The organism is Mycobacterium helveticum (genome assembly GCF_007714205.1).
GTDB classification, from domain to species: domain Bacteria; phylum Actinomycetota; class Actinomycetes; order Mycobacteriales; family Mycobacteriaceae; genus Mycobacterium; species Mycobacterium helveticum.
Genome location: NZ_VMQU01000274.1, coordinates 1 through 1,643 on the forward strand (window position 1 = coordinate 1; position 1,643 = coordinate 1,643).

The following is a 1,643-nucleotide window of genomic DNA, read 5'->3' on the forward strand; positions in this document are numbered from 1 at the left end:
CCGACGCCCAAGCCCGAGCGCAAGCGTGGTGTGCCGATAAGGCCGGGCAGCGTATCCACGGCACCACCTGCCAGCAACCGGCGGTGGTGTTCGCCGAGGGTGAGGCCGCGCTGCTGCTGCCCGTCCCGACCGCGGTCTACCAGGTGCCGATCTACGCGAACGCCAAGGTGCACCGCGACTACCACATTCAAGTCGATCGGGCCTTGTATTCAATTCCGGAACACCTTCGCGGGCAGACACTTTCGGTGCGCGCCGACAGGGAGTTGGTCAAGGCGTTTCACCGCGGCAAGCTGGTCAAGACCCATCCCCGCCAGCCCGCCGGCGGGCGATCCACCGACCCAGCTGATTTGCCCGCTGACAAGACCGGCTACGCGATGCGGGACCTGACCCGGCTGATTGCCACCGCGGCCGGCCACGGGGCTGATATCGGCATCTACGCCGAACGCCTGCTCGACCACCAACTGCCCTGGACACGGATGCGCCAAGTGTACCGGCTGTTGGGGCTGGTCAAACGCTACGGGTCGGCCCCGGTGAACACCGCCTGCGGGCGGGCCCTGGAACTCGACGTGGTCTCGGTCTCCAAGATCGCCGCGATGCTGCAAAAAGCCACCGAGAACACCCCGACAGAACCGCCACGGGCGGCCACCGGGCTCGCACCGGCCCGGTTTGCCCGCGATCCGGGTGAATACCGCAGCGAAGGCAGGCCCCGGCCTGACTGGATGAGCGTCATCGACGGCGGCGCCAACCCAGTCAGCGACAACGAGATCCAGGGGCGGTGATCATCATGGCGACCAAACCCATTGTCACTGACCCGATCTCGACTGACCTGAAGAATGTGATGCGCCAGCTCAAGCTCGGGCGGATGCTCGACACCCTGCCCGAGCGGCTCACCTTGGCCCACCAGCAGCACCTGTCGCATGCGGCGTTTTTGGAGCTAGTCCTCGCCGATGAGGCCAGCCGCCGCGACAACAGTTCAGCGGCCCGCCGGGCCCGCGATGCCGGCCTGGACGCGGCCATGCGGCTGGACTCCTGGGACGAGACCGCGGCGGTGCGCTACGACCGCACCTTGTGGACCGACCTGACCAGCCTGCGGTTCCTCGACGGCCCCCACGGCGCACTGCTGCTCGGACCCGTCGGGGTCGGCAAAACGCACCTGGCCACCACACTCGGTCACATCGCCGTGCGTCGCCGCATCCCCACCCTGATGCTGCGCGCCGATGCGATGTTCAAGCGGCTCAAAGCATCCCGGCTCGACAACAGCACCGAAGCCGAGATGCGCCGACTGGCCCAAATCCGGCTGCTGATCATCGACGACTTCGCCCTGCAGCCGATGGATGCCACCGCGACCGCCGACTTCTACGAGCTCGTGGTGGCCCGCCACCAGCGGACCTCGACCGTGCTGACCTCCAACCGCAGCCCCGACGAATGGCTGGCCGTCATGACCGACCCCCTGCTCGCACAATCGGCCGTCGACAGGATCACCTCGACAGCGCATGAACTCATCATCGAAGGCCAGTCCTACCGGCGCCGTCAGAAGCCCTCAGTTGACACCAGCCCGACGACCACCGATCATCCCCAATGAGCCAAACAGGTGGTCCATAGTTACTGGCCAACCGGTGGTCCCATCATCGTGGCAAATGACA

At 66.5% G+C, this 1,643-nt stretch carries 2 protein-coding genes; both read left to right on the top strand.

All coding sequences use genetic code 11. The features are described from left to right. Positions 1 to 779: Mu transposase domain-containing protein (locus FPZ47_RS27415; RefSeq protein ID WP_425461854.1), on the top strand; the 779-nt coding region annotated here is incomplete at its 5' end. 5 nt (positions 780 to 784) lie between these two features. Next, entirely contained in the window at positions 785 to 1,582 is a 798-nt protein-coding gene (gene istB / locus FPZ47_RS27420) for an IS21-like element helper ATPase IstB (protein WP_144957409.1), read from the top strand. Positions 1,583 to 1,643: the final 61 nt, after the last annotated feature.

Bases quoted from the DNA above. Each gene is read 5' to 3' on its own strand.
- istB (WP_144957409.1), top strand. From the start codon at position 785: ATGGCGACCAAACCCATTGTCACTGACCCGATCTCGACTGACCTGAAG.